The organism is Victivallis sp., assembly GCF_048170485.1.
Lineage (GTDB): Bacteria > Verrucomicrobiota > Lentisphaeria > Victivallales > Victivallaceae > Victivallis.
The window spans coordinates 1-13,122 of the sequence record NZ_DBEXAY010000249.1 but is presented as its reverse complement, the minus strand read 5'-3'; the positions used below and the strand labels follow the sequence as shown (position 1 = coordinate 13,122).

Genomic DNA, 13,122 nt, shown 5'->3' with positions numbered 1-13,122 from the left:
TATGTCAAGTACTTGAAATATTATTTTTTTTGAGTATAATTAACACAGAGAGAAAAAAAGGCAGGTGATGCACGATGATTTCCCTGAAAGAGATAGGAAGAATCTGCGGACTTTCCGAATCGACCGTTTCCAAGGCGTTGAAAGGAAATCCGGCAATCCGGCGTGCGACGGTGGAGCGGGTGACGGAGGTGGCGCGCAAATACGGCTACCAGCCCAATGCCGCTGTGCAGTGCATGCAGACCGGGCAGAGCCGCAGTATCGGGATCGCCTACAACAACTTCTGCTGCCAGTTCGCCGGTCAGGTGATGGAGGGGATTCAGCAGATCCTTCATGAAAACAATTATGATTCCTTTGTGATCCAGTGGGATAAGCTGGTCAAGGACAATGTTGAACTGCTCGGCCGGTTTGCCCGTCGGCGGGTGGACGGCATCCTGTTGTTTCCGCCGGAATCGGCGGAGCCCGGCGACCGGCTTGCGGAACTTCGTACGATCCACTGCCCGATTGTGGCGATCGACCAGCACTGGCCGGGGCATGACTTCGATTATGTCGGTTGCGACAACCGCCGCGGAATGCATGATCTGGTGACTTTTCTGATCGGGAAAGGATATCGCCGTTTCGGAGTAATTTCCTTCCCTGAAACCAGTTCCGGTGCGGAGCGTCGTCAGGGATTTCTGGAGGCGATGTTCGAGCACAACCTCCCGGTGGATGCCTCGCTGCTCACCGTTGCCGACGGTTCCTTCCGGGGAGCTTACGATACCGCCCGCGCGTTGCTGGAACGTTCCGACCGCCCGGAGGTGCTGGTCTGCTTCAACGATTATCTCGCCCGCGAGGCGCTCAATGCCGCGTGGGATCTCAAACTTCGAGTGCCGGAAGAGGTCGCCGTGACCGGTTTCGGCAACCTGCCGTTGTGCGAATTGGTACGCCCCCGCCTCACGACAGTGGAACAGTCTCCGTTCGATACCGGCGTCGCCGCCGCCCGGCTTTTGCTGGAGCGTATTTCAAGTACTGGAAATATGGAACGGCGCGATGTCATAATTCCAACCCGTGTCATACCTCGAAATTCAACCCGTTGAGGAGTCAAAAATGAAAGGATGCACTCTCGTGAAGAAGGGCGACCGTCGGAATGGAATGGCGTTTACCGGGCTCAGCCCGGTTGACGGGAAGCGATGTGTGTTCACTCTTATCGAACTTCTGATTGTAATCGCGATCATCGCGATACTGGCCGCCATGCTGCTGCCTGCTCTGAACAAGGCGCGGGCGCGCGGGAAGGCGACGCAGTGCCTCAACAACATCAAGCAGTGCACGATGGCCTGTCTGGTCTATGCGGACAACTACCGCGGCTTCATGATGGCGGCTCAGCTCCGGCCCAATTTCTTCTGGTCCAATCTGCTGGCGGAGGATAAATATCTGCCGGTGAGCGATGTTTTTATTTGCCCGAACCAGACGGAGAAACGGCCCTGGAAAAACAACAGTGACGCCGTCTACAGTTACGGGTTCAACCGTGACATCACCCGTGACGGTTCCAAAATCGGCAATCCCGGCGGGTTGTATGTCAATGTTTACACCAATAGCAAGGTGCGGAAAAACTCCCCCTCCCGGGTCTGGCTGCTCGGCGACGGAGTGGATGCGCGGAAAGGGGATGACGAAATCGGCAACAATCCCTGGAAGAGTTTTTCCATCATGAGCTGGAACATACAGGGGGAGGGGTTCATCTCCTGCCATCATAACCGGCTGGCCAACCTGGGATTCCTCGACGGCAGTGCCCGCGGTATCAGTTCGGAAAAGATGCACGATATCTTCCCTCAACCGAACAAATGGTATGTCAGCGATGTCGTCCCCGTCCGCTCCGATTATTGAAAGTGTTGATTTCCAAAGGATGAAATAAGAAAGGAAGCAGAAGATGAAGAGTTCTCTCTTACTGACCGGCGGCGCGATGTTCGCCTGTGCGGCGCTTCAAGCCGCGCCCGCATTCAGCAACCCCTCGTTCGAACAGGGAACCAGCGGATACTGGATCAACAACGCCTCCGCCGCGCGGGTGGAGCCCGGGGAAGCGTCCGACGGGAAGCAGAGTCTCGGCATCCGGGTCGTTCCGGGCAAGACGGTCAGCGTCGTGCAGGGGATCAATTTCGAAGCGAACCAGTATTACAAGATCAGTTTCGACGCCCGGGGCAACGATGCCGAACTGCGGTTGCAGATCATGCTGCAGGGAAATAAGCCGTTGCAGTTTTTCAGCGATCCGGAGCTCAAAAAACCGTTTCCGCTCACGGAGGAGTTCCAGCGTTTCCACATCGAACTCGGACCGTTCCCTGAAACGGTCGGCAGCAATCCGGTCAAAAAACTGATGGTCTATTTCAACGTCACCGGCAAGGAGGGCGGCAAGGTCAATCTCGACAACCTTTCCGTCGAACTCAAGGCGGCGGCGAAAACCTCGGCAACCTCAATTTTGAAGAACGGTTCGTTTGAGCAGGGGCTGGCGCAGTACTGGGTCAATCGCCGCAAATGTGCGGAAGTGGTTGCCGGTGACGCCAGCCACGGGCGCAAAAGCCTGAAAATCACTCCGACAGACAAGACCGTCGATCTCGCGCAGGGGATTCCGATGAAGCCGGGCGAGGTTTACACGCTCCGTTTTGATGCGAAAAGTTCCACGCCGGAGAACGGTCCGCAGCTCAAGCTCGGCATTTTGATGCGGGGAAAAACGCCGCTGGCCTATTTCTCGCCGAAAGGGGAACAGAAGCGGTTCGCCGAACCGGTTCCGGTGGAGAAGGAGTACAAGACCTTCGAATATGAGATCGGGCCGCTGCCGGAGGACTGGCGGGGAACGAAGGTGGAAAACCTGATGTTCTACTGGCACGTGAAACCGGGGGCGAATCCCGGCTCCATTTCCCTCGACAACCTGCAGATTGAAACCGCACCTGCGGTTCAAAAAAAAAATAACGGAATAAGTTTTCAGTTTCCCGGCGACATCCGGATCTTTGAAAAGGGTTTCCCGCTGCAGATTTCACACGGAGCCGGAACGGGAACGTTGAAGGTCCGCGGGTGCGATGCACTCGGCCGGGAACTTTTTTCCGCCGAATCACAGCCGGGCAGGCCGGAACTCTCGATCGAGATCTCCGAGCCCGGCTATTACGCCGTCACTGCCGAGGTGATCGAAGAGGGCAAACGCGTCAAGCAGGCCACTACCACCTTTGCGGTCACCACACCTCTCCCGGAGGATTACTATTCGACTCCCCAGCCGGCCTTCGGCGTATGGGGCGGGTTGAATCCGGAACTCCGGCGGCTCGGCGGCGCGAAGTGGGACCGCCAGCTCTTTTTCACCATCTTCCAGAAGAAGGATTTTCAGGCGGCGGAGCCGACGCCGGAGAAGATCGCTGCCCGCGAGCCGATCAACATCATCCGGTGCATGAACATCTTGAATCCCTTCAAAAAGATGGTGCCGGTCAAAGAGGAGGAGTGGCCGGAGCTGGAAAAGAAACTGGAAAAGGAGATCCTCTCCCGCAAAGGACTGGTGCAGGTCTGGGAGACGCAGAATGAACCGATGGTCGGTGAAAACTTTCACGGCACCATGGAGGACGTGATGGACATCATCCGGTTCGAAAGCCGGATCGTGCGCAAAATCGACCCCCAGGCGGCGATTGCCGGTATCTGTATCAACCCGATGAACGCCAATCAGTACAACCAGTACCTCGGTTACTACCGGAACCACGGTGTGGACCGGCTGATCGACGGAGTCATGCTTCACCCTTACATTCCCGGCGCGCAGAATCCTGATCTGGCCGGATACGTTGAGACGCTGAACCGGCTCAACCGCGAACTCTCCGCCATCGCCGGGCATCCGGTGCCGATGTACATCAGCGAAATCGGTTACTCCACCAAGCCGGGCGGGGAGGTGACCGAGTATCAGCAGGCCGCCTATCTCGCCCGTGTGATGCTCCTCAACTTCACGATCACCAACCTCAAGGCGTGCGTCTGGCACATCGGCCTCTGGAACGAGGCAACGTCACAGCGCGAGCTGGATTTCGCCCTGATCCGCAAACAGGCGCCGGGCAGCAAAGTCTACCAGCCGAAACCCTCCTTCGCCGCCTGGGCGACCGCGTCACGGATGCTCTATGACGCGAAGCTGCTGCGTGAACTCAACGTCGGCAAGACCATGCGGGTCTGGCTCTTTGAAAAAGGGGGCAAGCCGATGCTGGTGGCCTATTCGCTCGTGCCGGAGCCGGTGCAGATGCAGCTGGCGCTTCAGGCTCCCGAGGCGGAAATTGTGGAAGTATGCGGCCGCCGTTCCCGCGTGAAATGTCCGGACGGCATTCTCCGTCTGGAACTCGGGGAAGGCCCCTCCTACATTTTCGGCGGTACGCTCGACCAGTTTGCCGCCGGCCGGTTCGATGCGGTTTTCACGCCGGAGAAGCTGGCCGCGGTGCCCGGCGGAGCGTTGACGGTGAAGATTCAGCTGCCGGAGCATCTTGCCGCCGGTGCGAAACTGCAGCTTCAGCCGTTCCGGGCGGGAAAAGCGCAGCTTTCCGGCAGCGGGCGTGACTGGACGGTGCGCCTTGCCGTTTCTCCAGAAGCTGCGCCGGGTGAGTGCGATCTCTTTCTCATGCTGAAACAGAAAGGTTCCACCCGTTACATCTGGCAGAAGACGCTGGAGATCCTGCCGAAGCTGACTGTGGCCGAGGTGAAACCGGCCGAAAAGGACGGCATGCCGGCCCTCTCCTTCGTGTTGCGTGCCAACGATCCGAAGGAACGTCAGGCGAAGGTGGAGATTGTCGCCGAGGATGGCAAGGTGATCGGTTCCGGTTCCGCCCGGGTGGGAGAGCGGACGGTGCTCGCGCTTCCGCAGGCGGCGGTTGTCGCCCGGCCGACCCGATATGAAGCGCAGCTCATTCCGGCGGCCGGAAATCCGTTCCGGGTGGCGTTGCCGGGCAACCCGCTGCCGGTCCGGATTCCTTACTGCCGCGATGCGGTGTCGCTTCCGGTCGAAGAGTGGCCGGCCGCCGGAACCTATGCGCTGGAGACCGGGACTTTCAGCCGCCATGCGCTCAAGGGCGAGGTGGATCGTCCGGCCGGGAAGCTCCGTCTGGCCTGCGATGAAACATACCTCTATCTCGGCTGTGAGGTTAAAGACCGGGAATTTCTGCCCGCCGAGGATGATGCTTCGCTCTGGAACGGCGATTCTCTGCAGATCGGGATCAGTGTGCCGCAGGCGGATATGTTCCGGGCCAACAACGATGGGATTCAGGAGACCGCCTACGCCGAGTTCGGCGTCTCCGCCGACAACCGTTCGTGGGTCTGGGCGAGCATGAATCTCAACCGGATGGCATTGGCCGCTCCGGTGCCGGGAATTGTTTCCCATTGCAAAGTTGACGACGGTGTGCTATTGTATCGCGTGGCAATTCCCTGGGAGACGCTGAACATCCGGTACCGTCCCGGCCTTGGACTGCGGCTGAGTGTTCTGGTCAATGACCGCGACCGCGCGGGGCGCCACTGGCTGGAATGGTTCGGTGGAATCGCCGACGGGAAAGATCCCGGCGCATATGGAGAAGCAAAGATTATGGAGGTGGCAAAATGATGCCGGTAAATGAACTTTTCTCGGAACAGGACCGGGATGCAATCTACGCCTTTTTTGAAACGCGCGAGCGCTGGCACGACATTGTCCGCTGGCGGACGCTGGAACACGGTCCGGTCGATACGATCTTTTACGGGGACTCGATCTTTGAAATCTGGCCGACCGCGGAGGCGTTTCCGGAGCTTTCGCACCTCAACCGCGGCATCGGCGGGGACAACATCAACGGGCTCTACTTCCGGCTGGATGAGGACATCTTCCCGAACGCTCCGCGGCGGGTGGTGATCAACATCGGCATCAACGGGATCGAGCGGGAGTTCAACGACTCCGTGAACCGGCTCAAGTATGTTGCCGGGCTGATGCGGGAGCGCGGCATCGAGGTGTGGCTCAACAGCATCGCGCCGTTGCGCAGTCCGGACGCCTGGAACCGGTTCCAGTACCAGGATAAGATCGTGGAGCTCAACCGGGTCAACCGGGAGATTTTCGAGCGGGAGTTTGCCGGATTCATCGATCTGCATTCGGTGCTCCGCGACTCGACCGGGCAGCTTGCTGCGGAATACGCCCGGCCGGACGGGACTCACTGGACCTTCGAGGCCTACCGGGAGGCGTCAAAAGTGGTGCGTCGCGCCTTGATGCCGGAAAGCTGATCCCGGGTATCCATGTCTGACTGATTCCCGCCGGCGGTGTGATCTGTTTCGCACTGCCGGCGTTCAAAATTCCCGGGGAACGTCGGCAAAATCGCCGTATTACTCACTCTTGAACGAAAGTTCCCCGGCTCTGCCGCAGTACGGCACGGACGGCAGAGCAACCGTGTATGTCGAACGTTTTCCTCCCCGCTCGACGGTGAACACCGCCTCCTGTTTTTTTACGTCCTGTTCGGGGTCGGCGGCAAGCAGGCGCCAGGTGCCGTCTCCATCCTCTTTCCGCATCATGATTGCCGGCGTATTTGCCCGCCAGAGATCGTCCCCGTTCCGGAAGCTGGCTCCGGCGCGGTAGAAGATTGCGTAGAGCAGTTTGAGTTCCGGATGGTAAACCGCCTGAACTTCCGCATTGTTTGCGAGAATCCGGATCGGGGAATTCTCATACTTCTTCTGCAGTTCCGCGAGGTTTTTCACTTCGAAGTCCACGAGATAGGCGTAGCTGCCCCCCGCCGGCGCGCGGCCGTGGTCGATGGTGATCTGGAAAATCGACGCCTGCTTCGGGCGGTTCTTCTGACGACTGTTCCGGCTGCGGTTGAATTCCAGCCAGCGTTCCGGGCGTGTTTCGCCGGAAACCGTCATGGGGCCGCCCTGCATTACCAGATAGCCGATTCCATTCTGCCAGACAGCGCCGCTCTTGCCCGTAAGATGGAACGTTTCTCCGGGTTGTTTGCGGGCGATGACTCCGTCGATTTCGATTTCGGCGGGGGTTATCCATTCGGTCTGGTCGATCGTAGTGACGATTGGTTCCGGCAGCTCCGGTTTTTCGTTGCGGATATCGGCGCCGAGGCAGAGCAGCTGGTCGTCGAAGGCGAAGTAACTTTTCCGGGCGGTCACGCCGTACAGTGCCGGATCGGGTGCAGTGCGAATGGGCTGTTTGCCGTAGAGAAAGGCGGCGCACCCGTATGCGCCGTCCGCCACGCCCCCGGCGAATCCGGAGGTGCCGCGATAGGCCCGCCAGGCGGTGTCGGTGTGCTCGATCTCTCTGGCGCGGACCGTGGTGCCGGGCACCGCCCAGGTTTGAAAGAATCCTTTGGCAACGGTGTAAGTGGCTCCGTGTTTCATAAGCCAGGTGGCGCCGTCGGCGAAATAATCGGTTTTGATGCTGGCCAGAGCCGCGGTTTCCACGCCGATCGTCCGTTTTGAAACCATGTTGACGCCGGCGAACCAGTTCTTTCGGCGAATGACGAGATCGTCGTTGTTCCACCAGAAGCGGACTCCGGTGTATTCCGGTTCTTCGCCTTTGCAGATGCGGAGGATGGTGTCGAGTTCGTGTCGCAACTCGGTTTCCTTTGCCGGCAGGAGCTCCGCCAGCGGCTGTGCGATGGAGAGCAGCACGTCGATGGAGAGGAATCCGCCGTCCGGCGTCCAGCGCATGCACTCCCGGTCCGGAACGGTCAGGGTCGGACCGTATTTCGCCGGTTCCAGGCAGAACCACAGACAGGTTTTCAGGTATTCCACCAGCAGACGGTATTGCGCGGTTGAAATCTCGTTATCCCAGAGCGTTCCCTTCAGCCGGAGCAGATTGCGGACAATGCCGCGGACGCCGTCGGCGGGGTAACGGAAGAGATAATGAATTTCGCCATGTCCCCATCCGCCGCCGTCGGCGGTGAGCCCCTCTCGCCAGAAGGAGGAATCCCGCGTCTGGAAGCTGGTGATGCTGAGGGCGTCGCGACTGATTTCGGCGATCAGATCCATCATGCGGGGATTCCGGCAGATCAACGCGGCTTCGTAGAGGTTGCGGTACCCGAAATTGCCGCCGGTCCAGGCGTCGTGAAACCGAAAACACCGGGTGGTCAGCAGCGGACCGGGGCGATTGTAGTCCGGGTAGACGAAGGCATAGGCGACGATTTCCCGGCAAAGCTGGTTGAGGAGAACCAGTTCCGGATTCTGTTCGGTTCCTTTTTCGACCGCTTCCATCTCGCGAAAAAAGGTGAAATAGGCGTTCGCTGCGAGTGCCGGCGCGTAAAAACTGGTCGTGACCCAACGTTCGTGCTCTCCGAGCCGGTTCGCCTCCATCGACAGGTAATAGTTGAACATCCGGAGCAGTTTTTTGCTGTTTTCGAGCGTCCGGTCGACGCGTCCGTACTTCCAGTGCCGGGCGATCCGGGAGACCTCCGGCAGAATCTGGCGCATCACACCCTCATGGTCTCCGCGATTGCTCTTGCCCGCCCGTTCCCGCTGGCGGACCTTCTCCGGAGAGAGCGACGCGATGGAGCCGTCGGGATGGATCGCATCATATTCCGCCTGGGCGTCGGCGGTTCGGTTGCGCGGATGATTCCATTGCGCGGCATAACGCTGCCGCAGTTTCTCAATGGCCGCCATCTTCTTCCGGTATTCCGGGTCGTTCAGACAGGCGCGGATGATGGCGTCGTCGGTGTGAGCGGGGAAACTGGTGGAGGCCGTCACCGGCGGCAGATCGGGGATTCGCGCGCTGAGTTCCCGCGGGGAAAAGCGGATATCGTCCAGAAACAGGGTGCGGCCGGGCTGATTCACCGAAAAGCGGATGGAACAGATGGATTTGCCGTGGAGAATTTTCCGGAGCTCGTCGGCGCGAATCCGGTAGCGGCGCCAGCCGGTGTCGGGCAGAATGGTGAGGTATTTCCGCCCCTGCGTGCCGTCGTCGGCGGAGAATTGGATCCTGAGTTTGACCGGATCATCGCCTTCTGTCCGAGCCAGCAGAGAGAAGGTGTAATATTCCCCGGGGTCGATGGGCGTCTGGGCGCAGTCGAAGAACAGGCTGTTTTTCGCCGAAGGGTGCCACAGCCGGGCCGGGGCGCCGCTTTGACGCAGTTCCGTCCGTCCGCGTACCGGCAGGGTGAAGGTGCCGTTTCGCAGCAGCACGAGCGGTTCGTTGCCCGCGGCGAGCGTGAAGGCGATGAAACATAGGAAAAGGGCGAGACGATTCATCGTTCCTGAGCTCCGTAGAGGTGGTATTTTTTTGTGTTTGCGTCGTTGGTGGAAACATAGTGGATCAGCGGAGTTTCCCAGGGCGCTGCATATGGTTGGGTAATCTGGTAGGTGGTGACGGAGCCATCCGGATGGACGAATCCGGCACGGCCTGCGTGGCGTCCGGCGACCCAGCCGTAACCGGCCAGCGTAGTGTCATCGAAATAGAACCGGTAACGTCCTCTGGTGACATTCAACATGGTTCCGGTGATGGCCCATGTGTCGCAGATCATCAACTTTGCGGAGGGGAAACGGATGCTGGTCAATTTGCGGTATACGCCGGCTTCCGAGGTAAAGAAATGGGTGTTGATGCCATAATGGGTGTACTGCGTCCAGAAATTCGAACTGCCGTCCACCGCGTTGAAACCGAGCGCCTGCTGGGAGGGGCAGGCGAGGACGGGTACGTTGAGGTAGTGCCCGTTGACGATGTTCCGGCCGTTCCACGGGTCGTCGGGAAATGCCGGATTGGGGCCGATCAGATGGTTGAAGTAATAGTAGCTTGAGGTCTCCCCCTGGCTCTTGCCGCGGTTGGCCGGCAAATAATCATCCGAATCGCCTGCATACATGTTGCTGGCCAGACCGATCGTTTTCAGGTTGTTGAGACAGGTGATCGAGCGCCCCCGTTCGCGGGCGCTGTTCAGCGCCGGCAGCAGGAGCCCCATCAGAATCGCGATGATCGCGATTATCACAAGCAGTTCAATCAGAGTGAATCGGGGAACACCGTTTGCACGGAAGCCGGTTGGAATCAACATTTCCATGAAAGAGGGCCCTTTCTGTTGTTTTTCTCTCTTTATTATACCTTGGAAACAGAAAAAGCGCAAGATGGGAGCGTCTCAAAAAAATATTGATTTTGTCTCACAGAAACGGTTGTTTCCGGTATTGCATCGGGGAGATGCCGTAGCGTCGTTTGAAGACGGCGCAGAAATAGGCGGAGTCCCGAAAATGGAGGGCGCGGGCGATTTCGTGGATTTTGCTGTCGCTTTCCGTCAGCATCCGGATGGATTCCTTGAGGCGCAAATTCAACAGATATTTTGCCGGCGGCTCCTGGAAACAGCGTTTCCAGTGGCGGAAGAAGGTGCTGCGGGACATTCCGTTCCGGCGGGCGACCTGTTCCAGATCGAGCGCATCCATGAAGTCGAGCTGAAACTCGGAGGCGATTTTCCGTATCTTCGCTTCGATGTAATCCGGAGTATCCTGCGCGAGAAGGCGATGGAACACCAGCTCCTCGAAGAGTTGGAAGGCCAGAAGATCCAGGCGGTCCGGAACCGTCTTTTCCTGCGAATGTTTCATGAGAGTGCGAATCCGGCGCAACAGGATGGCGATTTCAGATGTCATCTTGAAGTCCCAGCACGGAATCCTCTCCAGATTCTTGGCGAGAATGAGTTCTCCGTACAGGTCGGCGGGGTACGTGAAGGTAACGGCATCCCACGGGCTGGCGCAGTCGCCGCTGTACTGGTCGCCGGGCAGTTTCAACAGGACATGCGGGAAACGGTTGGTGGTGCGGGTGTCATTGATGAAATTCTCCATCGTTTCCGCCTCGGAGCCGAGACGGAGGCTGATCTGAAGTTCGTTTTGGAACCGGAACGGTCCAACCCGCGCCGGTTTCCAGTCGCGGAACGAGCCGACGCGAAGAAGTTTGTAGGGAAACTCCACGAGGCGCGGACATTCCGCCAGTTCGATTCTCCAGAATTCCATGAATTTGCCTTTCGTTGCATCCGGGGAAAGTATATCATTCGACAGGCGGTTTGTCAAATGCCGTCCGGGAGCACAGACGCGGCATCGGGGCTTATTTGCGAGGGCGTTTTATCATTTTCGTCTGCGTGATTTCTGTTTGTATTTCCTCGGGTTTCATCTATAGTATAACAAATTTTTTTTTAATGAAAAAGCGGGGGCGTGTGATGGAAAAAACGACGATTCTTCAACTGCAGAAACTGCTGGATGAGGCGACGGAAAGCGGGCTGGAGTGCGGTTGTCAGCTGGCGATCTACGAAAACGGCGAACTCGTCGCCGATCTCTGTTCCGGTTACACTGCGCCGGACCGGCGGCGGAAAGTCGAACCCGATACGCTGTTCCCGGTCTTCTCCGTCGGCAAGGGACTCTTTACCACGGCGATTCACCGGATGGTGGAAAAGGGAACGCTTGCCTACTCCACCCGGCTGGGCGAGTTGTGGCCGGAATTCGATTGCGAAGGGAAGGAGCATCTGCTGTTCTGGCATGTGCTGACCCACCGTTCCGGTTTGTTCATGACGCCGGAGCACGCCTCCTTTGCCGAACTGGCGGACTGGAATCTGATGTGCCGCCGCATGGCCGCGATGCGTCCGGAGTGGACGCCGGGCACCCGCTGCCGGTATCAGTCCTTTTCCTACGCCTGGCTGGCCGGGGAGCCGCTGGTGCGCGCCGACGGCCGGCCGTTGAAACAGATCCTCACCGACGAGGTGATCCGTCCGCTCGGAATGGAGCGGGAGATCTTCTTCGGCATATCCGATGAGGCGGAAGCGCGGATGGCGCCGCTGGATACCTCCCGGGTGGGCGGGGAGTTTGGTCACGCACTTTTGATCGCGTCGCCGGAAATTCTGCGCAGCTGCATCCCGTCGTTCAACGGGGTGATGACTGCCCGTGCCGTCGCCCGGCACTACGCCGCGCTGGAGCGCGAGATCGACGGCGTGCGCCTGCTCCGGCCGGAAACGCTGGAGAATGCGGCGATTCCCCGCCGGGCGGCCGATGATCCCTTCCGCCCGGAGACGGATTGGGCGCATTTCGGGCTCGGCTACGTAGCCGCCGGATTCCCGGAGGATGTTTCCGGGCTGATCGGCCATGGCGGCGCCATCGGTTCGGAGGGGTTGCTGGATCGCCGCCGCCACCTCGCGCTGGGATTCACCAAGAACAAGGTGGACCCGGCTCATCCCAATCATCCGCTGCGCGACCGGATTGCGTCGCTTCTGGGGCTGCCGGTCCGTCACTGGTAGGCCGGGGCGGAGGTTCAGCGCCGGTCGTTGCGGAAGCTCCCGGGGGAAATGCCGCGGAGCCGCCGGAACTCGGCGGAGAAATAGAGTGGTTTCGTATAGCCGAGCCGGAACGCGATCTCCTTGATCGGGAGAGTGGTCTGCATCAGCAGCTCTTCGGCTCTCTGCATGCGCTGTTCCAGCCGGTAGTGGTACGGCGTCATTCCGAAGGTCTGCTGGAACTTGCGGTTCAGCGTGGGCAGCGAAAGGTGAAAGCGGCGCGCCACTTCCGCCATCTTCAACGGGCCGGCCGCGCTTTCTTCCAGAAAATCGCGGATGGCGCACATATCCTGCGGCAGCGGCCCGGGCTGGTGAGCATGGGCGAGAAACTGCAGCAGTTCATAACAGACACCCGCGTTGATCTCACCGCTGCGTGGATCCTGAAGTGACTCATGGATAAATGGTTTTATCCTGTCGAAAATCTCGGTCATCCGTTCGTCGGCATCCAGAGAAAACACATCGGTCCGGTCGAGATTCAGGTGTTGCAACAGCGGCGTCAGCCCGGAACCGTGCAGGACGAAAGTCATGAGGCGGGTCGGTTTCCCCGGCTGAAAATAGTAATCGTGGTTGCGGTTTCGGTGCAGCAGACAGAGATCGCCCTTTTCGGCGGCGAAAGCGCGCTTGCCGCTCCGGAACCACAGCTCCCCCTCCATGATGTATTCGATGGAGAGAAACGGCTGATGGAACCGCCGGATGTAGCGGAACTCGTTCCACAGCATGAGAGAACAGAAGGTGGCATAGAGCGCCGGGCGTGGTTCGGTGGTGAAGTGTTTCCAGTACCTTTCAATCCATTTGTCCTTTCCGCAGGCGTAGACGACATATCCTTTGCCGTCATACCGCTCGACGGAGACCTTCTGATTCAGAAACGGCGATAGATCAAAAAGCGGACGCATATACTGTTTTTCATATATTT

The 13,122-nt window shown here is 59.0% G+C and carries 9 protein-coding genes; 5 read left to right on the top strand and 4 right to left on the bottom strand.

Annotation, left to right across the window (positions count from 1 at the left end; translation table 11 throughout):
* The first annotated feature begins 74 nt into the window (after window positions 1–74).
* Genes ACMLHG_RS13015 through ACMLHG_RS13000 form a run of 4 tightly spaced genes read left to right on the top strand, consistent with a single transcriptional unit; the run spans window position 75 to window position 6,207 of the window.
* Window positions 75–1,073, top strand: coding sequence for a LacI family DNA-binding transcriptional regulator (locus ACMLHG_RS13015; protein ID WP_294433008.1), 999 nt, complete (start codon window positions 75–77; stop codon window positions 1,071–1,073).
* A 10-nt stretch (window positions 1,074–1,083) separates the two neighbouring features.
* The gene (locus tag ACMLHG_RS13010; protein WP_417170763.1) at window positions 1,084–1,857 is read left to right on the top strand and encodes a prepilin-type N-terminal cleavage/methylation domain-containing protein; all 774 of its coding nucleotides are present in this window, start codon (window positions 1,084–1,086) and stop codon (window positions 1,855–1,857) included.
* Window positions 1,858–1,900: 43 nt separating this feature from the next.
* Window positions 1,901–5,566, top strand: coding sequence for a carbohydrate binding domain-containing protein (locus tag ACMLHG_RS13005; RefSeq protein WP_417170762.1), 3,666 nt, complete (start codon window positions 1,901–1,903; stop codon window positions 5,564–5,566).
* Window positions 5,563–6,207, top strand: coding sequence for a GDSL-type esterase/lipase family protein (locus ACMLHG_RS13000; RefSeq protein WP_295808899.1), 645 nt, complete (start codon window positions 5,563–5,565; stop codon window positions 6,205–6,207). The genes ACMLHG_RS13005 and ACMLHG_RS13000 overlap by 4 nt, the downstream gene beginning before the upstream one ends.
* Before the next feature lie 99 nt (window positions 6,208–6,306).
* On the opposite strand, the gene ACMLHG_RS12995 is transcribed toward ACMLHG_RS13000, so the two are convergent.
* The 3 genes from ACMLHG_RS12995 to ACMLHG_RS12985 form a co-directional block, all read right to left on the bottom strand.
* Entirely contained in the window at window positions 6,307–9,168 is a 2,862-nt protein-coding gene (locus ACMLHG_RS12995; protein ID WP_417170761.1) for a polysaccharide lyase family 8 super-sandwich domain-containing protein, read from the bottom strand.
* Complete coding sequence (locus ACMLHG_RS12990; protein WP_294433002.1) at window positions 9,165–9,959, bottom strand: type II secretion system protein; 795 nt, start codon at window positions 9,957–9,959, stop codon at window positions 9,165–9,167. Before ACMLHG_RS12990 ends, ACMLHG_RS12995 begins: the two co-directional genes overlap by 4 nt.
* Before the next feature lie 103 nt (window positions 9,960–10,062).
* Entirely contained in the window at window positions 10,063–10,902 is an 840-nt protein-coding gene (locus ACMLHG_RS12985) for a helix-turn-helix transcriptional regulator (RefSeq protein WP_294433001.1), read from the bottom strand.
* A 203-nt stretch (window positions 10,903–11,105) separates the two neighbouring features.
* Here ACMLHG_RS12985 and ACMLHG_RS12980 point away from each other — a divergent pair, with 203 nt between their 5' ends.
* Complete coding sequence (locus tag ACMLHG_RS12980) at window positions 11,106–12,173, top strand: serine hydrolase domain-containing protein (protein WP_295808892.1); 1,068 nt, start codon at window positions 11,106–11,108, stop codon at window positions 12,171–12,173.
* 14 nt (window positions 12,174–12,187) lie between these two features.
* Here ACMLHG_RS12980 and ACMLHG_RS12975 read toward each other — a convergent pair.
* Window positions 12,188–13,122, bottom strand: a 935-nt coding sequence (locus ACMLHG_RS12975; RefSeq protein ID WP_417170760.1) for a helix-turn-helix domain-containing protein, incomplete at its 5' end; no start/stop codon positions are given.